Below are 20,704 nucleotides of genomic sequence, written 5' to 3' on the forward strand. Positions count from 1 at the left end.
TAGTGTGCTGATATGGCTCAGTTGGTAGAGCGCACCCTTGGTAAGGGTGAGGTCCCCAGTTCGACTCTGGGTATCAGCACCACTTTATTTAAAGTGGTTTAGAAGTTCGGCAAAAGAATTAAAAGAATTTGCTTGGCGGCAATAGCGCGGTGGTCCCACCTGACCCCATGCCGAACTCAGAAGTGAAACGCCGTAGCGCCGATGGTAGTGTGGGGTCTCCCCATGCGAGAGTAGGACACTGCCAAGCATCAATTAAAGCAACAAGCCCTACGTGAAAGCGTAGGGCTTTTTGTTTTATCTATTTTTTGGTGTTCTACTCGAGCATGGGCATGCGAAAAGCCCGTCGGGAACGGGCTTCAACGCCGCGAGCGGCGGCCGCGTAGGGGTGAGTCTCAGGATGAGACGAGTATTGTAGGACACTGCCAAGCATCAATTAAGCCAAGAGGCCATCCGAAAGGATGGCCTTTTTGCTATCCAGCCTTTGAACGATCCCCACTTTTCATTCCCCTGATTTTCAGCAATGAAACATTTTCACCTTACCGTTGAACACTCGACATTGTGCTAAAAAAACGCTATCTTCGGGCATCTAGAAGTCTAAACGTATAAACGGATGTGTGAGGATTAAGCAATGCCGATTCGTGTTCCTGATGAGTTACCTGCAGTCAGTTTCTTGCGCAATGAGAATGTCTTTGTGATGACATCCTCTCGGGCAAAAACACAGGAAATCAGGCCATTGAAAGTACTGATCCTCAATTTGATGCCAAAGAAGATCGAGACGGAAAACCAGTTTTTGCGTCTGCTTTCCAACTCTTCCCTGCAAATTGACATCCAGCTGCTGCGCATCGATAGCCGTGAGTCGAAGAACACGCCAGCGGAGCATCTGAACAACTTTTACTGCGATTTCGAAGATATTCAGGATCAGAACTTCGATGGTCTGATCGTGACTGGCGCACCATTGGGGTTAGTTGATTTCTGTGACGTTGCCTACTGGCCGCAAATTGAACGGGTCATTGACTGGGCCAAGAATCACGTCACCTCCACGCTGTTTGTGTGCTGGGCGGTACAGGCTGCTCTGAATATCCTGTACGGCATCCCGAAGATGACGCGTGAGGAGAAGCTATCAGGCGTTTATCAGCACCAGACGCTGCAGCAACATGCACTGCTGACCCGTGGCTTTGATGAAACCTTCCTGGCCCCGCATTCACGCTATGCGGATTTCCCTACGGAGATTATCCGTCAATACACGGATCTGGATATTCTGGCCGAGTCGGAACAGACCGGGGCCTATTTATTCGCGAGCAAGGACAAGCGGCTGGCGTTTGTGACTGGTCACCCGGAGTATGATGCGTTGACGCTGGCAGGTGAGTACTGTCGGGATAACGATGCCGGCCTCAACCCCGTTGTTCCGCTTAACTACTTCCCTGATGATAATCCTGCACTCACCCCAAAAGCCTCCTGGCGTAGTCATGGGCACCTCTTGTTCGCCAACTGGCTGAATTACTATGTTTACCAGATCACACCGTACGATCTGCGCCATATGAACCCCACTCTCGAGTAACGTTTTTTATTTTAACCGGCGGCTGAATCGAGGCCGCCGATCTCTTCTCTGTCCTGTCATAACCCATTTCCTCCGTCATATTTTCAGTGAAATTCTTTTATAAACAATTACTTGATTCTACTAATTGATTTTAATGGAACCGGTTTCCTTGTCTGTAAAATTCGTTATTTTAATTAACCAATTGATAATAAAAGGTTAATAAAATATTTAATATTAAAATGGAAATCGTTTTTGATTTTTATTTTTAGTTGAGTATTCTTAGATCCAATGGGGTTGAGATCTGACCAGTCGGGATCGTTTTGCATGCCCTGATCCACATTGATTTCTGGTAAAGAGGTACCGGCCTCTTGGCGACGGCGGGTGCGCAACAATGGGAAGGAGTAAGACAATGACGCAACAGATAGTAGGCACGGAGTTAACGTTTACGCAGGGTTTTACCGCTGCTGAGCGACAAGTGTTAACGGATGACGCAGTCGAATTCCTGGCGGAACTGGTGAGTAAGTTTACTCCACAGCGCAACAAGCTATTGGCTGCGCGCGCCTGCTGGCAACAGAAGATCGATCAAGGCGATCTTCCTGGTTTTATTTCGGAAACCAATTCCATTCGTGAAGGTGAATGGAAAATTCGCGGTATTCCTGATGATCTGCGCGATCGCCGCGTGGAAATTACCGGACCGGTTGAACGCAAGATGGTAATCAATGCCCTGAACGCCAATGTGAAGGTGTTTATGGCTGATTTCGAAGACTCGCTTGCGCCGAGCTGGGACAAAGTGATCGAGGGGCAAATCAACCTGCATGATGCGGTGAATGGCACCATCTCCTATACCAACGAAGCCGGAAAAATCTACCAGTTGAAGCCGAATCCGGCGGTCCTGATCGCCCGTGTACGCGGCCTGCATCTGCCGGAGAAACACGTGCAGTGGCAGGGTGAAGCGATCCCCGGCGGCCTGTTTGATTTCGCGCTGTATTTCTTTCACAACTACCGCCAACTGCTGGAAAAAGGCAGCGGCCCTTACTTCTATCTGCCGAAAACCCAGTCCTGGCAGGAAGCGGCCTGGTGGAGTGAAGTCTTCAGCTTTACCGAGGATCGTTTTGATTTGCCGCGCGGCACCATCAAAGCCACGGTACTGATCGAAACCTTGCCGGCGGTGTTCCAGATGGACGAGATCCTGTATCACCTGCGTGACCATATCGTCGGGCTGAACTGCGGTCGTTGGGATTACATCTTCAGCTACATAAAAACGCTGAAAAACCACGCCGATCGGGTGTTGCCGGATCGGCAATCGGTCACCATGGACAAGTCATTTCTCAGCGCTTATTCCCGCTTGCTGATCAAAACCTGCCATAAACGTGGTGCCTTTGCGATGGGCGGCATGGCGGCGTTTATCCCGAGCAAAGACGCCGAGAAAAACGCCTGGGTACTGAACAAGGTGCGGGCGGATAAAGAGCTGGAGGCCAATAACGGTCACGACGGCACTTGGGTGGCGCACCCAGGATTGGCGGATACCGTGATGGAAGTGTTCAGCCGGGTGCTCGGCGAGCGCCGCAACCAACTGGAGGTTCTGCGTGAAAACGATGCGCCGATCAGCGCCGCGCAGCTGCTGGAGCCGTGCGACGGCGAGCGGACAGAAGCCGGCATGCGAGCCAACATTCGCGTGGCGGTGCAATACATTGAGGCCTGGATTTCGGGCAATGGTTGCGTACCGATTTATGGCCTGATGGAGGATGCGGCGACGGCAGAAATCTCCCGTACCTCTATCTGGCAGTGGATCCACCATGAAAAATCCCTCAGCGACGGCCAACTGGTCACCAAAGCGCTGTTCCGCCAGATGCTTGCCGAAGAAGTTCTCGTTATTCAAGAAGAACTCGGTGAGCAACGTTTTAGTCAGGGTCGTTTTACCGAGGCTGCTCGTCTGATGGAGAAAATCACCGTTTCAGATGAGCTGATCGATTTCCTGACATTGCCCGGTTACGAATTACTGGCCTGAAAACATTCCTGAACATTAACCCTACATTATTGAAAAGGATAAAAATTATGTCTACCTCACGTACTCAACAGATTCAACAGCTGGAACAGGAATGGAAATCAGCGCGCTGGGAGGGCATCACTCGTCCATACAGCGCTGAAGACGTGATCAACCTGCGCGGGTCGGTCAACCCGGTTTGTACCCTGGCGCAGAACGGCGCTGCCAAACTCTGGGATCTGCTGAATGGCAAATCACGCAAAGGCTACGTTAACTGCCTGGGTGCGCTGACCGGCGGCCAGGCGTTGCAGCAGGCCAAGGCGGGCGTCGAGGCAATTTACCTGTCCGGCTGGCAGGTGGCGGCGGATGCCAACACCGCGACCGCGATGTACCCAGACCAGTCGCTGTACCCGGTTGACTCGGTACCGACGGTGGTTGAGCGCATCAACAACACTTTCCGCCGCGCCGATCAGATCCAGTGGTCCAACAAGATTGAACCGGGCAGCAAAGGCTACACCGATTTCTTCCTGCCGATCGTCGCCGATGCGGAAGCCGGCTTTGGCGGCGTACTGAACGCCTACGAACTGATGAAGGCGATGATTGAGGCCGGCGCCGCCGGGGTGCATTTCGAAGACCAACTGGCGGCGGTAAAAAAATGCGGCCATATGGGCGGTAAAGTGCTGGTGCCGACTCAGGAAGCGATCCAAAAGCTGGTTGCCGCGCGTCTGGCGGCCGACGTACTCGGCGTGCCGACGTTGGTGATTGCGCGTACCGACGCCGATGCGGCTGATTTGCTGACGTCCGATTGCGATCCTTACGATAGCGAATTCGTTTCCGGTGAACGCACTGCCGAAGGCTTTTTCCGCACCCATGCGGGTATCGAACAGGCGATCAGCCGCGGGCTGGCCTACTCTCCTTACGCGGACATGGTGTGGTGCGAAACTTCAACCCCGGATCTGCAAGCGGCCAAGCGTTTTGCCGACGCGATCCATGCCAAATTCCCGGGCAAACTGCTGGCATACAACTGCTCGCCGTCGTTCAACTGGAAAAAGAACCTGGACGATCAAACTATCGCTCGCTTCCAGGAAGAGCTGTCCGCTATGGGTTACAAATACCAGTTCATTACCCTGGCGGGCATCCATAGCATGTGGTTCAACATGTTCGATCTGGCGCACGCTTACGCGCAGGGTGAAGGCATGAAACACTACGTCGAGAAGGTGCAAGAGCCTGAGTTCGCCGCCGTTGAACGTGGCTACACCTTTGCCTCGCACCAGCAGGAAGTAGGTACCGGCTACTTCGATAAAGTCACCACCATCATTCAGGGTGGCGCATCCTCGGTGACTGCACTGACCGGATCGACCGAAGAGCAGCAGTTCTGATGCAGCAGCGCTGACAATGGGTGTTCCAGAGCCTGCTTACGCAGGCTCTGTCTTCTGGCGGGAGGTAAGGATGGCGGCAAAACTGGAGCTGTTGATCGCACAGACGATCCTGCAGGGCTTTGATGCGCAATACGGCCGTTTCCTCGAGGTGACCGCCGGCGCGCAGCAGCGCTTCGAGCGGGCGGACTGGCCGGCTGTGCAACAGGCGATGAAAAAGCGTATTCATCTGTATGATCATCATGTCGGTCTGGTGGTGGAGCAACTCAAATGCATCACTGGGCAAAAATATTTTGATGTGGATTTTCCCAGCCGGGTGAAGGCGGTCTATACCGATCTGTTGCCGGAGTACCCGCGTTTTGAGATTGCCGAAAGCTTCTTTAATTCGGTTTACTGCCGCCTGTTCGGGCACCGCGATCTGACGCCGGAAAAGCTGTTTGTTTTCAGCTCACAACCGGAAGGGCGTTTTCGCGACATCCCGCGGCCCCTGTCGCGCAATTTTACCGCCGGCGGCGACGTCCCGTCGATGCTGCATACCCTGCTGACCGATTTACCCCTGCGCCTGCCGTGGGAAAACTTGCCGCGCGATATTCATTACATCACCCTGGCATTGCAGCAGAGCTTCAGCGCGCAGCAACTGGCGGGGGCAACGTTCCAGATCGCCAATGAGTTGTTTTATCGCAATAAGGCCGCCTGGCTGGTTGGCAAATTGCGGTTGCCAGACGGAGTTTATCCTTTCCTGCTGCCTATTCATCACAGTGATTCCGGCGCGCTGTTTATCGATACCTGCCTGACCAGCAAGGCCGAGGCCAGCATCGTGTTCGGCTTCGCCCGCTCGTATTTTATGGTTTATGCACCGCTGCCGGCGGCTATGGTCGAGTGGCTGCGCGAGATCCTGCCGGGTAAAACCACCGCCGAGTTGTATATGGCGATTGGTTGCCAGAAGCACGGTAAAACAGAATGTTACCGAGAATACCTTACCTTCATGGCCAGTTCGCAGGAGCAGTTCATCATCGCGCCAGGGGTTAAAGGCATGGTGATGCTGGTGTTTACCCTGCCGTCGTTCGATCGGGTGTTCAAAGTGATCAAAGATCAGTTCGCACCGCAAAAAGAGGTGACGCAGGCGCAGGTGATGGCCTGTTACCAACTGGTGAAAGAGCACGATCGCGTCGGGCGTATGGCGGATACCCAGGAATACGAGAATTTTGTCGTCGACAAGGCGCGTCTCAGCCCGGAGCTGTTGGCGGAGTTGCAGCGCGAGGTGCCGGACAAGCTGGAGGATTTGGGCGATCGCATTGTTATCAAGCATCTGTATATGGAAAGGCGCATGACGCCACTGAACCTGTATCTGGAGCAAGCCAGTGAGCAACAGATGCGCGACGCGATTGAGGAGTACGGCAACGCCATCAAACAACTGGCGGCGGCCAATATTTTCCCCGGCGATATGCTGTTCAAGAATTTCGGCGTGACCCGTCACGGGCGGGTAGTGTTTTACGATTACGATGAAATTTGCTACATGACCGAGGTGAATTTCCGCGATATTCCGCCGCCGCGCTATCCGGAGGACGAACTGGCCAGTGAGCCCTGGTACAGCGTGTCGCCGAACGACGTATTTCCGGAGGAGTTCAGGCATTTCCTGTGCGGCGATCGACGCATCCGCCAGGTGTTTGAAGAGATGCACAGTGACCTGTTCGAGGCCGACTACTGGCGCGGGTTGCAACAGCGAATCCGCGATGGACATGTGGAAGATGTGTTCGCTTACCGCAAGAAGCGGCGTTTCAGCCAGCGCAGCGGCACGGCGCTGCCCGCAATATCAGCCACCGCATAGGGGCGCGGCATGCCGCGCCCGATACGATTAAGCCGCAGCACCCGCAACGGCTGCGCGCGCCAATTCGGTGATGCGCGCGTAGTCGCCGCTTTCCAGCGCATCCGCCGGCACCAGCCAGGAGCCGCCGATGCACAACACGCTTTTCAGCGCCAAATAGTCGCGGTAGTTGCCCGGCGAAATGCCGCCGGTGGGGCAGAAACGCACCTGTGGGAACGGGCCGCCGATCGCCTGCAGCGCTTTCACGCCGCCGTTGGCTTCCGCCGGGAAGAACTTGAACTCGCGCAGGCCATAATCCATACCCAGCATCAGTTCAGACACGGTGCTGATACCCGGAATTAACGGGATCGAACCGGCGGTGGCCGCTTTCAGCAACTCATCGGTCAGGCCCGGGCTGATGGCGAACTGTGCGCCGGCGTCGGTCACCTGCCGCAACTGCTGCGGGTTAATTACGGTGCCTGCACCGATAATCGCGTCCGGCACTTCCTGGGCAATGGCGCGAATCGCATCCATCGCACAAGCGGTGCGTAGCGTCACTTCCAGCACCCGTACGCCGCCGGCGACCAGGGCTTTTGCCAGCGGCACCGCGTGTTCGAGCTTGTTGATGACGATCACCGGTACGACCGGCCCGGCCATCAGGATTTGCTCTGCGCTTGTCTTCCAATTGTTCATTAACGATGTTCTCCAGTTATGGGCAACGATTAAAATTTAATGCAGCAGGCACCTTGTTCCGCGCCGGAAAGCTGGCTGCGTAAGGCGCCGAACAATTCGCGGCCGCAGCCGATGTGTTCCGCGCTCAGGTCCGGCTGATAAGGGGCGCGCTGTGCCAGCACATCGGCGTCGACCAACAGTTCCAGTTCGCCGGTTCGGCCGTTAACGCGGATCAGATCGCCGTTTTGCACCTTCGCCAGCATGCCCCCGGTGTAGGCTTCCGGGGTAACGTGGATGGCGGAGGGCACCTTGCCGGAAGCGCCGGACAGGCGGCCGTCGGTTACCAGTGCCACCTTGAAACCGCGATCCATCAACACGCCCAGCGGCGGCATCAGCTTGTGCAGCTCTGGCATGCCGTTGGCCTGTGGCCCCTGGAAGCGCACGACTACCACGCAATCGCGCTCCAGTTTACCGGCCTCGAACGCCGGAACGATGTCGTGCTGGCTTTCGAAGACTACCGCCGGCGCTTCGATAATCTGATTGTCGACGGGCACCGCCGAGGTTTTCATCACCGCCCGGCCCAGGTTGCCGGCCAGCACCTTGGTGCCGCCATGGTGTTCAAACGGCTGGGCTACGCTGGCGATGACGCCGGCGTCGAGCGAGGCGTCCACGCCTTCGCGCCAGGTCAGTTGGCCGTTATCCAGCCATGGCTCCTGGGTGTAGCGTTCCAGGCCAAAACCGGCCACGGTGTGCACGTCCTGATGCAACAGTCCGTGGTTCAACAATTCACGCACCACCAAAGGCACGCCGCCCGCTGCCTGGAACTGGTTGATGTCCGCCGGGCCGTTCGGGTAGATGCGGCACAGCAGCGGTACCGCATCTGACAATTCCGAGAAATCGTCCCAATTGATGATGATGCCGGCAGCGCGCGCCATCGCCACCATGTGCATGGTCAGGTTGGTGGAGCCGCCGGTGGCCAGCAGTGAAACAATGCCGTTCACCACCACTTTCTCATCCACCAGTTGGCCGACAGGCAGGTAATTGCCGGCGGTTTCGGTCAGGCGGGTGATCTGGCGTGCGGCGGCGTCGGTCAGCGCGTCGCGTAGCGGCGTGGCCGGGTGAACAAAGGACGCGCCCGGCAGGTGCAGGCCCATCACTTCCATCACCATCTGGTTGGTGTTGGCGGTGCCGTAGAAGGTGCAGGTGCCGATGCCGTGATAAGAGGCGGCCTCCGCTTCCAGCAGCGCCAGGCGGTCAGCCTTGCCTTCGGCGTACAGCTGGCGCACGCGCACCTTTTCTTTGTTCGGCAAACCGCTGCTCATCGGGCCGGCGGGTACAAACAGCGCCGGCAAATGGCCGAAGGACAGGGCGGACATCACCAGCCCCGGTACGATTTTATCGCAGATGCCAAGGAACAGCGCGCCGTCGAACATGTTGTGCGACAGGCCAATAGCGGAAGACATGGCAATCACGTCGCGGCTCATCAGCGACAGCTCCATACCGTCCTGGCCCTGGGTCACGCCATCGCACATCGCCGGCACGCCGCCGGCCACTTGCCCGACGGCCCCCACCGCGTGCAGCGCCTGTTTCAGCCGCTGTGGATAGTTCTCATAGGGTTGGTGGGCGGAAAGCATGTCGTTATAGGCGGTGATGATGGCGATATCGCTGCGCACCATGTTTTTCAGTGCGGCCTTATCATCCGGCTGGCAGGCGGCGAAGCCATGCGCCAGGTTGCCGCAGGCCAGTTGCGAGCGGTGTACGGTTTGGGAGCGGGCGGCCTCGATGCGCGCCAGATAGGCGGTGCGGCTCTCTTTGGAGCGGTCGATGATGCGCTGTGTGACACGGGACAGGGTTGGATTAATCATACCTTCCTCACATTGCTGTTGTTATTGACGTCGCCAGTGGCGCTGCCCCCGATGGTTGACTGCAGCCCTGATGTGCAATGACCGGGGGCGGGTTATGTCGTTATATTTTTTTAAAACAGGGTGAAGGCGATCATGCCGATGATCCCACCCACGCTGCCCAGAAGCGTTTCCATCACCGTCCAGGTTTTCAGCGTTTGCAACTCGTTGGCACCGGTAAATTTACCGAACAGCCAGAAACCGGCGTCGTTCACGTGGCTGAGCACAATCGAGCCGCCGGCGATGCAGATAGCCAGTGCGGCCAGTTGCCCGCCGCCAAGTCCCAGTTGGCTGGTGACCGGCAGCACCAGACCGACGGTGGTCAGGCAGGCGACGGTCGCAGAGCCCTGAATCACCCGCACTACGGCGGACAGCGCGAAACAGGCTACGGCGATCGGCAGGCCAGCGCCTATCATGGCGTCACCCAGCGCCGGACCAACGCCGGAATCCACCAGGATCTGTTTGAATACGCCGCCCGCACCGGTCATCAGCAGGATGATCCCGGCGGGTTGCACCGCCGCAGAGCAGATGGCCAGCGTTTGTTCATTGGTCATGCCGCGCGGTTTCGCCAGGCCGTAAATCACGATCAGACAGGCGATCAAAATGGCGGTGAACGGGTGGCCGATAAACTCCAGCCATTGCTGCAATTGCGAGCCGGGCGTGACCAGCCGCGCGCCGATGGTTTTCATGCCGACCAGCACCAGCGGGCAGAGTACCAGCGCCAGGCTAAAGCCAAATGACGGCAGGTTGCCCTTATTGAGCGTCGGTTCGTTTTCATCCGCAGGCATTGGCCAGTTAACGAAGCGGCTGATAAAGCTGCCGTACAATGGGCCTGCAATCAGCATGCCGAGAACGGCGGCGACCAGCCCTATGGCGATCATCCAGCCGAAATCGGCCTTCATCTGAGAGGCCAGCAGCATCGGCACCGGCCCCGGCAGCAGGAACGAAGCTGCGGCTGCAACGCCGGCAAACAGCGGAATGGCCAGCTTGACGATGTTGCCGTCGGTGCGGCGGGCCACGGCAAATACGATGCCGATCAGCAGCACCACCGCCACGTCAAAGAACAGCGGCAGGGCGCAGATCAAACCGGCGATGCCGAGGGCATAATGCGCCTTGCTCTGACCGAAACGTTTCAGTAAGTGCGCCGCAATTTGGTCCAGCGCGCCGACCTCATGCAGTATCTTGCCGAACATGGCACCCAGCGCCACCACAATCGCCAGAAAGCCCAGCGTATCGCCCATGCCTTTTTGCATGGTGTCGGCGATGCGGTCGAGCGGCATGCCGGAGAAGATACCGGCGGCGATAGACACCAGCATTAACGCGACGAAGGCGTGCATGCGCGCCTTCATCACCAGGAATAACAGCAGTAAAACCGAGCCGACTGCGGTACCGACCAGCGTTATCGTACTCACGCGCACACGTCCTGTGGCAGGAAGCTTTGGATATGACGCACCGTATCGGCAATTACGCCTTCCAGAGGCTGATTGATGTCGACAGCCATCACGTCGCTTTCATCGACCCCCGGCTGTTCCAGCGCGGCGAATTGGGTGACCAGCATTTGCGGTTTGAAGAAGTGGCCGTTGCGCGCGGCGAGACGGGCTTCGATCACCGGGAAATCACCGTGCAGATAGATGAATGACAGGTTGCCGTTGCCGGCGCGCAGGCGGTCGCGGTAATGCTTTTTCAGTGCAGAGCAGACGATGATCGACACGCTATGGGTGCGCTGCATGGCGAAGGCGGCGTCGTTGAGTGCGGCCAGCCACGGGGCACGGTCGTCATCGTTTAGCGGTTCACCGGCGGCCATTTTCAGGATATTGCTGCGCGGGTGGAGGAAATCACCGTCGAGGAACCCGGCGGACAGTTGGCGGGCGGTCGCCGCGGCCACGGCGGACTTGCCGCTGCCGGAAACGCCCATGATGACGTAGATTCGGTTTTGATTGTTGGTCATGGCTTAGCTCCAAAACGGCAAATAGGGTTACCTTGCATGCAATTGTTACCGGTAACATGTTATCGGTAACATTGTCGAAGGAAGTTTGGCCGGTTGCAATGAGCTTTAGCGGTGAGGATCGTTAACTGTGATCGGCTTCAAGTTTTTTTCGGGGCTGGAAACACTCTGCCTACAGAGATTTACATGCTGACAACAGTGGGGATACGGGGCGTCGCTGGCGGCGCCCCGGGGTAAGTTCAGCGTATGCCACCGTACTCCAGGCTGATCTCTTTCGCGGCGTGGATCACCAGCGCGCCCAGCTCGATCACGCGGTTGTCGGTGATGCGCGACACCGGGCCGGAGATCGAAATGGCGGCGAAGGCTTCCCGGTGCTCATCGAAGATACAGGCCGCCACGCAGCGAAGGCCGAGGGCATGTTCTTCGTCGTCAAAGGAAAAGCCCTGTTTGCGGATTTGCGCCAGCCCTTCCTTCAGGTTATGCGGTGTCAGGGTATGCTGGGTGTAGGTCTGCATGCCCTTTTTATGCAGCAATTTGGTGACTTGCTCATCCGGGAGGGTAGAGAGAAAAGCTTTCCCCGCGCCGGAGGCGTGCATCGGCAATTTACCGCCGATCGGCGCAGACATGCGCATCAGCGCGGTGCACTGAACCTGATCGATAATAATGGCCTGATACTCGCTGGTATCCAGCACGGCCAGATTGACCGTCTCGCCGGATTCTTCCATCAGACGGCGCAGCGTCGGGTGCACCATCGCCAGCAGGTTACGGCTTTGCAGAAAGCTGCTGCCGACCACAAAGGCGTGCGATCCGATGGTCCATAGGCCCAGATCGCCCACCTGCCGCACGAATCCCTGCTGTTGCATGGTGGTGAGCAGGCGGTGAGTAGTGGAATTCGGCAGCCCGGCCTGCTGGGCCAGATCGGTCAGCGCCACGTTTCCCTGGGCTTCGGCAATGTATTCCAGCAATTTCAGGCCACGGGTCAGCGATTGAACCTGACCGGTCGCCGCGCTGGTGGCCGGCGAGGCGGCGCGGGGCTTTTTGCCGCGTTTGGCGGGAGCAGGGGTGACCATAATTCACATTCCTCTTTCCGTATTATGGAATTCATTTTCGTTTTTTGCAGATGAATTGCAAGCCGTCAATCAGCTCATCGGATGTGTTGGTCGGCAACCTGAAAAAGTCTCAATAGCCGCTCACCCCTTTGACCGCACAACCTGTGCTAGGATGACTCGTTGGTTTTTGCGGCAGTTAAGCGATGGGCTGGATGGCAATTGAAGGGGTTACAGTGACAAATCGAGTAGAACAACTGCGTCGGCAGCTGGCGCAGCGCATCTTAGTGCTGGACGGCGGTATGGGCACCATGATCCAGAGCTATCGGCTGGAAGAGAGCGATTTCCGCGGCGAACGTTTCGCCGACTGGCAGAGCGATCTGAAAGGCAATAACGACCTGCTGGTGCTGACCAAACCGGAAGTGATCACCGCGATCCACTACGGTTATCTGGAAGCGGGCGCCGATATTCTCGAAACCAACACCTTCAACTCCACCACCATTGCCATGGCCGACTACCATATGGAGTCGCTGTCAGCCGAGATTAACTATCAGGCCGCCTGCCTGGCGCGCGCCTGCGCCGACGAATGGACTGCGCGCACGCCGGATAAACCGCGCTACGTGGCCGGGGTGCTAGGCCCGACCAACCGCACCGCCTCTATCTCGCCGAACGTCAACGATCCGGCATTCCGTAATGTCTCATTCGACGAACTGGTGGAGGCTTACCGCGAATCAACGCGCGCGCTGGTGGAAGGTGGCGTCGATCTGATCATGATCGAAACCATTTTCGACACCCTGAACGCCAAAGCCGCAGCCTTTGCGGTGGAAACCGAATTCGAAGCGCTTGGCGTGGAACTGCCGATCATGATCTCCGGCACCATCACCGACGCCTCTGGCCGTACCCTGTCCGGCCAAACCACCGAAGCTTTCTATAACTCGATGCGCCACGTCAAGCCACTGAGCTTTGGCCTGAACTGTGCGCTGGGGCCGGATGAGTTGCGCCAATACGTTGCCGAGCTGTCGCGCATCTCGGAAAGCTACGTCACCGCGCACCCGAACGCCGGTTTGCCCAACGCTTTCGGCGAGTACGATCTGGACGCGCAAGAGATGGCGAAACAGGTGGGCGAGTGGGCGCAGGCCGGCTTCCTCAATATTATCGGCGGTTGCTGTGGCACCACGCCGGAGCATATCGCCGCGATGGCTAAAGCGGTTGAGGGTGTGCCGCCGCGTCCCTTGCCGGAAATCCCGGTAGCCTGCCGTTTGGCCGGCCTTGAACCGCTGAATATCGACGCCAAAACGCTGTTCGTCAACGTCGGTGAACGCACCAACGTCACCGGCTCGGCCCGCTTCAAACGGCTGATTAAAGAAGAAAAATACAACGAAGCCTTAGCCGTGGCGCGCCAGCAGGTAGAAAGTGGCGCGCAGATAATAGATATCAACATGGATGAGGGGATGCTGGACGCCGAAGCGGCGATGGTGCGTTTCCTCAGCCTGATTGCCGGCGAGCCGGACATTGCCCGCGTGCCGATCATGATTGACTCCTCTAAATGGTCGGTGATTGAAAAAGGTCTGAAGTGCATTCAGGGCAAGGGCATCGTTAACTCCATCTCGATGAAAGAAGGCGAAGAGGCCTTTATTCACCACGCCAAGCTGGTGCGCCGTTACGGCGCAGCGATGGTGGTCATGGCGTTTGACGAGATTGGCCAGGCCGATACCCGCGAGCGCAAGTTCGAAATCTGTCGCCGCGCTTACAAGATCCTGACCGAACGCGTCGGCTTCCCGCCGGAAGACATTATTTTTGACCCGAACATTTTTGCCGTCGCCACCGGTATCGAAGAGCATAACAACTATGCCGTCGACTTTATCGAGGCCTGCGCCGACATCAAAACCCACCTGCCGCACGCAATGATCTCCGGCGGGGTGTCCAACGTGTCGTTCTCGTTCCGCGGCAACGATCCGGTGCGCGAAGCGATCCACGCGGTTTTCTTGTACCACGCGATCCGCAACGGTATGGACATGGGCATCGTCAACGCCGGGCAACTGGCAATCTACGACGATCTGAGTGACGAACTGCGCGGCGCGGTGGAGGATGTGATCCTCAACCGTCGCGACGACGGCACCGAGCGCCTGTTGGATCTGGCGGAGAAATATCGCGGCAGCAAAGACAACGAAGTGGCGGTGCAACAGGCGGAATGGCGCGGCTGGCCGGTAGAAAAACGGCTGGAATACTCGCTGGTGAAAGGCATTACCGAGTTTATCGAACTGGATACCGAAGAGGCCCGGCAGCGGGCGGATCGCCCGATCGAAGTGATCGAAGGGCCGCTGATGGCGGGGATGAACGTGGTCGGCGACCTGTTCGGCGAAGGCAAGATGTTCCTGCCGCAGGTGGTGAAGTCCGCCCGCGTGATGAAGCAGGCGGTGGCCTATCTGGAACCCTACATTGAAGCCAGCAAGCAGAAAGGCACCACGGCGGGCAAAATCCTGCTGGCGACGGTGAAGGGCGACGTGCATGACATCGGTAAAAACATCGTCGGCGTGGTGTTGCAGTGCAACAACTACGAAATTGTCGATCTGGGCGTGATGGTGCCGACGGAGAAAATCCTGAAAACCGCACGCGAACAGAACGTGGACATCATCGGTCTGTCGGGGCTGATCACCCCGTCGCTGGATGAAATGGTCAACGTGGCGAAAGAGATGGAGCGCCAGGGCTTTACCCTGCCTTTACTGATTGGTGGCGCGACCACCTCCAAGGCGCATACGGCGGTGAAGATTGAACAGAACTACAGCGGCTCGACCACCTACGTGCAGAATGCCTCGCGCACCGTGGGCGTGGTGTCGGCCTTGCTGTCCGATACTCAGCGCGACGATTTCGTGGCGCGCACCCGTAAAGAATACGAAACCGTGCGTATCCAGCATGCGCGTAAAAAACCGCGCACCCCGCCGGTCAGCCTGCAAAAAGCGCGCGATAACGCCATGGCGCTGGATTGGGAAAACTACCAGCCGCCGGTGCCGAAGCAGCTTGGGGTACATGCGGTAGAGGCCGGTATCGAGACGCTGCGCCAGTACATCGACTGGACACCGTTCTTTATGACCTGGTCGCTGGCAGGCAAATATCCACGGATTCTGGAAGACGAGGTGGTGGGTGAAGAGGCCAAGCGTCTGTTCGCCGATGCCAACCAGATGCTGGACATGCTGGCCGCCAACGGCAGCCTCAACCCGCGCGGCGTGTACGGCCTGTTCCCGGCCAACCGCGTCGGTGACGACATCGAGGTGTATCGCGACGAAAACCGCGATGAGGTGCTGGTGGTCAGCCGTCACCTGCGCCAGCAGACGGAAAAAACCGACTTCCCTAACTACTGTTTGGCAGACTTTGTTGCGCCGAAAAGCAGCGGCAAGGCCGATTATTTCGGCGCTTTCGCCGTGACCGGCGGTCTGGAAGAGGATGAACTGGCTGCGGCCTATGATGCGCAGCATGATGATTACAATAAAATCATGATCAAGGCGCTGTCCGATCGCCTGGCGGAGGCTTTCGCCGAGTACCTGCACGAGCAGGTGCGCAAGCTGCACTGGGGCTTTGCGGCTGACGAGAACCTGAGCAACGAAGAGCTGATCCGCGAGAATTACCGGGGCATCCGCCCGGCGCCGGGCTATCCGGCTTGCCCGGAGCACACCGAAAAAGCGGAAATCTGGCGCCTGCTGGACGTTAACCGCCACACCGGCATGCTGCTGACCGAATCCTTCGCCATGTGGCCGGGGGCGGCGGTGTCCGGCTGGTACTTCAGCCATCCGGAGAGCAAGTACTTCGCGGTGGCGCAGATCCAGCGCGATCAGGTGGAAGATTATGCGGCGCGCAAAGGAATGAGCATCAGCGAAGTTGAACGCTGGCTGGCGCCTAACCTGGGTTACGACGCCGACTGATGACGGAGGGGCGCTGTATGCGGCGTCCCTGTCACTCAGCCTCTCTCACAAGGGGCCACATGTTGGCCCCTTCTTATCCCTCGTCGTTCGCCACTGCCTCCACATCAATGTGCAATGCGTCGTAGCGCCAATATTCCAAATCGCAATCAATCACCCGATCGTGCTGGTCACGGTTAACCCGGGTAATAAACAGCGACGGGCTGCCGTAGGCGACTTTCAGCATCGTGGCTGCCTCCTGCGGTAGCAGAGTCGGCAGCATATCGAAGCGCACCCGGCCATAATGGATACCGTAGCGTTCCGCGTACAGTGCGGTCAGCGACTGTGTCAAATCGGCATCCAGGATACCGGCAAAGTAGGTCGGGTTGAGGTAGTGCTCGCAATACAGCACTGCCCGCCCGTCAATATATCGCAACCGGCGAATGCGATAGGCTTCGGTACCGGGCGGCAACTCCAGCCGCCGGCTCAGGCTGTCGCACAGCTTCAGGGTAGCGGTATCAATCACCTCGGTATGGGCGTCACGTCCCTGCTGCTGGGCCATGGCGTGGAAGTGGCTGCGCTGCAACGGGTTGTACACCAACCGTGGCGGCGAGATAAACCAACCGCGTCTCATCTGACGGTAAATCACCCCCTGGGCCTCCAACTGGCCGAGCGCTTCCTGCAGCGTAATGCGGGTGGTGGCGAACTGTTCGCTCAGGGCGCGCTCGGAAGGCAGCTTGCCGTCGGCGCTGAACTCGCCGCTGGCGATACGGGCGGCCAGCGTCCGGCAGAGGGTCGCGACCGTGGTCGGTACATCATTCATGCAACAGGTGCCCCATTTCAGTGCGTTTCGCCTTCGTTAAGGTAGACCAGCGGCGCGGGTTCGGGGACGCAAATGAGATAAAACTGCTGCTTTTTTGGACTGACATATAATTATCACATTCGTCCATTAGATTGGCTTGGTTCTTGCTGGACTAGTCCAGCCACTCCCACACTACCACCTGGAGCATCTGTTATGAAACGTTTGTGCGCTTCTGTGTTAACCAGTGCCATTGTACTGACCAGCCAGATGAGCTGGGCCGCAGATCCCGATCTGGCGGCGCTGGAGCAGGCAGCCAAGAAGGAAGGTGAAGTCAACAGCGTCGGCATGCCGGACAGCTGGGCCAACTGGAAAGACACCTGGCAGGATCTGCAGAGCAAGTATGGCCTGAAGCATGTCGATACCGACATGAGCTCGGCGCAGGAAATCGCCAAGTTCGACGCGGAAAAAGGCAATGCCACGGCGGATATCGGTGACGTGGGGGCGGCATTCGGCCCGATCGCGGTGCAAAAAGGGGTGACGCAACCTTATAAGCCGTCGACCTGGGAACAGGTGCCTGACTGGGCGAAAGACAAGGATGGTCATTGGGCGCTGGCTTACACCGGCACCATCGCCTTCATCATTAACAAACAGCAGGTGAAAGAGATCCCGCACAGTTGGGCCGATCTGCTGAAAGGCACTTATCAGGTTACTATCGGTGACGTCGGCACTGCCTCGCAGGCGGCAAGCGGCGTGCTGGCGGCCACTTACGCCATGGGCGGCAACGAGAAAAACCTGAAGCCGGGCCTGGAGTTCTTCGGCAAACTGGCCAAGGCCGGGCGCCTGAGCCTGAGTAACCCGGTGATCGCTTCGCTGGAAAAAGGCGAAGTGCAGGTCGGCGTGGTGTGGGACTTCAACGGTCTGAACTACCGTGACCAGATCGACAAAACCCGCTTTGAAGTGTTGATCCCGTCCGACGGTTCAATCACGTCAGGCTATACCACCATCATCAACAAATTCGCCAAACACCCGAACGCCGCCAAGCTGGCGCGCGAATACATCTTCTCCGATGCCGGTCAGATCAACCTGGCGCGCGGCTATGCTCGCCCGATCCGCGCGGAACACCTGACGCTGCCGGACGACGTAAAAGCCAAGCTGCTGCCTGCCGAACAGTATAAAAACGCCCATCCGATCGCCGATCCGGCGGCTTGGGAGCAAAGCGCCAAAACGCTGCCACGCCAGTGGCAGGAAAACGTCATTATGTTTATGCAGCAGTGAGTTAAACCATCATGAAAACGATCCTCGTGCTGCTGGACGGCCTGAACTATCAGGTGGCGCATGACGCCATGGGATATCTGCAGGCCGAGTGTGCGGCAGGGCGCGGACGGTTGTATCAGTTGGAGAGCGAGCTGCCTTCGCTCTCTCGGCCGTTGTATGAATGCATTCTCACCGGCGTGCCGCCGGTGGAGAGCGGTGTGGTGCATAACCAGGTATCGCGCCTCTCGCATCAGCAAAGCGTGTTTCACTATGCGCGCGCCGCAGGGCTGACAACCGCTGCGGCCGCCTACCATTGGTTCAGTGAGCTGTATAACCGTACCCCGTTCGACGCCGCGCGCGATCGCCATACCGACGATACCGGGCTGCCCATTCAGCACGGCCATTTTTATTATGACGATCGCTATCCGGACTCCCATCTGTTTGACGACGCCGAAAGCCTGCGTCGCCGTCATCAGCCCGATTTCCTGCTGATCCACCCAATGAACATCGACGATGCCGGGCACCGTTTTGGCCTGTCTTCACCGCAGTACCGTAACGCGGCGCGTAATGCCGACGGCGTGCTGTCGCGCTATCTGGGCGACTGGTTAAGCGCCGGATATCAGGTGATGGTGACGGCCGATCACGGCATGAATGACGACCGTAGCCACGGCGGCGTGTTACCGGAAGAGCGACAGGTGCCGCTGTTTGTGTTCGGTGCGGCTTTCAGCCAGAACGACGCCAATCCGCAGCAAACCGACCTGTGCGGCACGCTGTGCGAGGTGTTGCAGGTGGCACACGACAAGCCGCGCTGCCGTGCGCTGTTGGCATAAGGGTGAAAATGAAAGCTAAGTGGATTGCCGCGCTGTGCCTGCTGCCGTTTATGCTGCTGTTCGGCGCGTTTCAAATCGCGCCGCTGGTGTGGATTGCGGTCGGCAGTTTTTTCAGCCAGACCCGCGGCTGGGGGCTGGGTAACTACGTTGACGTCCTGACCTCACCGTTCTATCTGCAGGCATTTCAGTTCTCGCTGGAGATTTCCCTCTGGTCGAGCGTTTATGGGCTGCTGATTGCCCTGGTCGGCAGTTACTCGCTGCGCCAACTGGGCCAGACGCGGTTCCATGATTTTGTGATGTCGTTTACCAATATGACCAGCAATTTTGCGGGGGTGCCGCTGGCCTTCGCCTTTGTCATCCTGCTGGGGCTGAACGGCTGCCTGACGTTGCTGCTACGCAAGTACGGCCTGATGGAGAGCTTTAACCTTTACTCCAAAACCGGGTTGATCGTGCTTTACACCTACTTCCAAATCCCGCTGGGCGTATTGCTGTTGTACCCGGCGTTTGATGCGCTGCGCGAAGACTGGCGCGAGTCGGCCTCGCTGCTTGGCGCCAGCCCCTGGCGCTACTGGCGGCACATCGGCCTGCCGGTGCTGGCACCGGCGCTGATGGGCACCTTTGTCATCCTGCTGGCCAATGCGCTGGGGGCCTATGCCACCGTATATGCGCTGACCACCGGCAATTTCAACGTGATACCGATACGTATTTCGTCGCTGGTGGCGGGAGACATCTCCCTCGATCCGAACCTGGCCAGCGCGCTGGCGATGCTGTTGGTGGCGATGATGGCGTTTATTACCCTGATCCATCAATGGCTGTTGCGCAGGAGCTACCTGAATGCGCGCTCATAATCATAATATTGCGGAGGGCGGCCATGTCCCGTTTTGAAACCGGCTACCACCGCGTCGTGACCAGTCTGCTGTTGCTGATCCTGCTGTTACCGCTGGCGGCGACGCTGATTTACGCGCTGGCCACCCAGTGGGGCGCCACTATCCTGCCGGACGGTTTTACCCTGAAGTGGATGACGACGTTGTGGAGCGACCCGCGTTTCCTGCTGGCGCTGTGGCACTCGTTGCTGATCTGTTTCGGCACTTTGGTGCTGGCGGTGGTAGTGATTTTGCCGATGATGTTTGTGATTGCGTACTATTTTCCCAAACTGGACGCGGTGATGAACGTGCTGATCCTGCTACCGTTCGCCGTGCCGCCTGTGGTGTCGGCGGTAGGGCTGATGCAGCTGTTCGCCGCCGATCCGCTGCCGCTGCTCGGTACGCCCTGGATCCTGATCGGTTGCTACTTCTCGATTGCCCTGCCGTTTATTTACCGCGCCATCAGCAACAACATGCAGGCGATCAACCTGCGTGATCTGATGGACGCGGCACACCTATTGGGTGCCAGCACCTGGCAGGCGGCGCTGCTGGTAGTGCTGCCGAACCTGCGCAAGGGCGGGATGATTGCGGTGCTGCTGTCGTTCTCGTTCCTGATTGGCGAATTCGTCTTCGCCAACCTGCTGGTGGGCAGCCAGTATGAAACGCTGCAGGTTTATCTCTATAACATGCGCAACGGCAGCGGCCACTTTACCAGCGCACTGGTCATTTCTTATTTCGCTGTGGTGCTGATTGTCACCTGGTTGGCGAATTTGCTGAATAAAAATAAGGGTTAACGC

15 protein-coding genes, 1 tRNA gene and 1 rRNA gene are annotated in these 20,704 nt (G+C 57.9%); 11 read left to right on the forward strand and 6 right to left on the reverse strand.

Annotated elements, in window-relative coordinates; genetic code table 11:
- The first annotated feature begins 6 nt into the window (after positions 1 to 6).
- From QZQ97_RS17870 to aceK, 6 genes are all read left to right on the forward strand, one after another.
- A tRNA-Thr gene (locus tag QZQ97_RS17870) sits at positions 7 to 82 on the forward strand.
- Between the two features lie 49 nt (positions 83 to 131).
- Positions 132 to 247: ribosomal RNA gene (rrf, locus tag QZQ97_RS17875) — 5S ribosomal RNA — on the forward strand.
- A 381-nt stretch (positions 248 to 628) separates the two neighbouring features.
- Positions 629 to 1,558 carry a homoserine O-acetyltransferase MetA gene (gene metA, locus QZQ97_RS17880; protein WP_311994556.1) on the forward strand — a complete coding sequence of 310 codons (930 nt, stop codon included), beginning with the start codon at positions 629 to 631 and terminating at the stop codon, positions 1,556 to 1,558.
- 388 nt (positions 1,559 to 1,946) lie between these two features.
- Positions 1,947 to 3,545, forward strand: coding sequence for a malate synthase A (gene aceB / locus QZQ97_RS17885; RefSeq protein WP_311994557.1), 1,599 nt, complete (start codon positions 1,947 to 1,949; stop codon positions 3,543 to 3,545).
- 47 nt (positions 3,546 to 3,592) lie between these two features.
- Complete coding sequence (gene aceA / locus QZQ97_RS17890) at positions 3,593 to 4,900, forward strand: isocitrate lyase (protein ID WP_065506694.1); 1,308 nt, start codon at positions 3,593 to 3,595, stop codon at positions 4,898 to 4,900.
- A 70-nt stretch (positions 4,901 to 4,970) separates the two neighbouring features.
- Positions 4,971 to 6,725 carry a bifunctional isocitrate dehydrogenase kinase/phosphatase gene (gene aceK / locus QZQ97_RS17895; protein WP_311994558.1) on the forward strand — a complete coding sequence of 585 codons (1,755 nt, stop codon included), beginning with the start codon at positions 4,971 to 4,973 and terminating at the stop codon, positions 6,723 to 6,725.
- Between the two features lie 27 nt (positions 6,726 to 6,752).
- Here the strand turns inward: aceK and QZQ97_RS17900 are convergent, their stop codons facing one another.
- From QZQ97_RS17900 to iclR, 5 genes are all read right to left on the reverse strand, one after another.
- Entirely contained in the window at positions 6,753 to 7,394 is a 642-nt protein-coding gene (locus QZQ97_RS17900; RefSeq protein WP_311994559.1) for a bifunctional 4-hydroxy-2-oxoglutarate aldolase/2-dehydro-3-deoxy-phosphogluconate aldolase, read from the reverse strand.
- 29 nt (positions 7,395 to 7,423) lie between these two features.
- The gene (gene edd / locus QZQ97_RS17905; protein WP_311994560.1) at positions 7,424 to 9,238 is read right to left on the reverse strand and encodes a phosphogluconate dehydratase; all 1,815 of its coding nucleotides are present in this window, start codon (positions 9,236 to 9,238) and stop codon (positions 7,424 to 7,426) included.
- A 110-nt stretch (positions 9,239 to 9,348) separates the two neighbouring features.
- A complete protein-coding gene (gene gntU / locus QZQ97_RS17910) occupies positions 9,349 to 10,686 on the reverse strand; it encodes a gluconate transporter (RefSeq protein ID WP_311994561.1) in 1,338 nt (445 codons plus the stop codon).
- Complete coding sequence (gntK, locus tag QZQ97_RS17915) at positions 10,683 to 11,222, reverse strand: gluconokinase (RefSeq protein WP_062791567.1); 540 nt, start codon at positions 11,220 to 11,222, stop codon at positions 10,683 to 10,685. The genes gntU and gntK overlap by 4 nt, the downstream gene beginning before the upstream one ends.
- A 236-nt stretch (positions 11,223 to 11,458) precedes the next feature.
- Positions 11,459 to 12,289 carry a glyoxylate bypass operon transcriptional repressor IclR gene (iclR, locus tag QZQ97_RS17920; protein WP_311994562.1) on the reverse strand — a complete coding sequence of 277 codons (831 nt, stop codon included), beginning with the start codon at positions 12,287 to 12,289 and terminating at the stop codon, positions 11,459 to 11,461.
- 182 nt (positions 12,290 to 12,471) lie between these two features.
- Here iclR and metH point away from each other — a divergent pair, with 182 nt between their 5' ends.
- The gene (gene metH / locus QZQ97_RS17925) at positions 12,472 to 16,182 is read left to right on the forward strand and encodes a methionine synthase (RefSeq protein WP_311994563.1); all 3,711 of its coding nucleotides are present in this window, start codon (positions 12,472 to 12,474) and stop codon (positions 16,180 to 16,182) included.
- Positions 16,183 to 16,255: 73 nt separating this feature from the next.
- Here the strand turns inward: metH and QZQ97_RS17930 are convergent, their stop codons facing one another.
- Positions 16,256 to 16,981, reverse strand: a complete 726-nt coding sequence (locus QZQ97_RS17930; protein ID WP_311994564.1) for a UTRA domain-containing protein — start codon at positions 16,979 to 16,981, stop codon at positions 16,256 to 16,258.
- A 192-nt stretch (positions 16,982 to 17,173) separates the two neighbouring features.
- Here QZQ97_RS17930 and QZQ97_RS17935 point away from each other — a divergent pair, with 192 nt between their 5' ends.
- The 4 genes from QZQ97_RS17935 to QZQ97_RS17950 are packed head-to-tail and all read left to right on the forward strand — an operon-like array spanning position 17,174 to position 20,701.
- The gene (locus QZQ97_RS17935; RefSeq protein WP_311994565.1) at positions 17,174 to 18,235 is read left to right on the forward strand and encodes an ABC transporter substrate-binding protein; all 1,062 of its coding nucleotides are present in this window, start codon (positions 17,174 to 17,176) and stop codon (positions 18,233 to 18,235) included.
- A gap of 11 nt (positions 18,236 to 18,246) precedes the next feature.
- Complete coding sequence (locus QZQ97_RS17940; RefSeq protein ID WP_311994566.1) at positions 18,247 to 19,044, forward strand: alkaline phosphatase family protein; 798 nt, start codon at positions 18,247 to 18,249, stop codon at positions 19,042 to 19,044.
- An 8-nt stretch (positions 19,045 to 19,052) separates the two neighbouring features.
- Positions 19,053 to 19,892 carry an ABC transporter permease gene (locus tag QZQ97_RS17945; protein WP_311994567.1) on the forward strand — a complete coding sequence of 280 codons (840 nt, stop codon included), beginning with the start codon at positions 19,053 to 19,055 and terminating at the stop codon, positions 19,890 to 19,892.
- Between the two features lie 23 nt (positions 19,893 to 19,915).
- Positions 19,916 to 20,701, forward strand: a complete 786-nt coding sequence (locus QZQ97_RS17950) for an ABC transporter permease (RefSeq protein WP_311994568.1) — start codon at positions 19,916 to 19,918, stop codon at positions 20,699 to 20,701.
- Positions 20,702 to 20,704 lie beyond the last annotated feature (3 nt).

It is taken from the genome of Serratia sp. root2 (assembly GCF_031931805.1).
Classification (GTDB): Bacteria; Pseudomonadota; Gammaproteobacteria; order Enterobacterales; family Enterobacteriaceae; genus Serratia; species Serratia inhibens.